This window comes from Vibrio sp. 1078-1 (assembly GCF_033340475.1).
On the sequence record NZ_JAWOWM010000586.1, the window covers coordinates 1 to 597 of the forward strand.

Here is a 597-nt window from a genome sequence, read left to right on the forward strand (position 1 = left end):
ATGCTCTAAACGCGCAACCGATGCTAAGCGGTTAGCCGTTGCCGATTTCAAACCCACTTCAGTATTAAGATTGTGGTAAACGTCAATCAAGGTGCTCGATTTACCATCCATCATTTTGTTGGTTTGTAATTGCTGCATCTTTCTCAAGTTGCCGTTACCACCTTCTGACGGCACCAAGTTGGCCGTAAATTTGTCGTTCAGCAGTGCGCCTTCTGTCAGTTCAAAGATGGTTGCATCGCCATTTTTGTATAGCGGATGACTCTTCGGCACTGAGATTTCAATCAGCGGATCATCTTTGTCTAACGGATAAGAGTATTTATCGGACAATAAGTTACCTTTGTTATCGGTAATCTTTAGCCACGCTTTGTCGTGCTTTTCATCGGGTGGCTGGACCGTCACTTCAAACTCTTTTACATCACCCGCTTCACGAATATTGAATTTTGCACTGCCTTGAGCAAACGTCGTAGACGCTTCATAACTTTGTGCGGCAATGGATTTAGCGTCGTTGGTTTCCATCTTGATGATGGCAGCACCACTGCGAGTAGGACGCAGCAGCACTCGTTCGCCAGCGGCAAGGCCTTCGCCGATTTGCACTCT

The 597-nt window shown here is 46.6% G+C and carries 1 pseudogene; it reads right to left on the reverse strand.

Going from position 1 to position 597, the window contains the following annotated elements:
• Positions 1–597: pseudogene (gene flgK, locus R7190_RS28935) on the reverse strand (flagellar hook-associated protein FlgK); the annotation flags it as partial.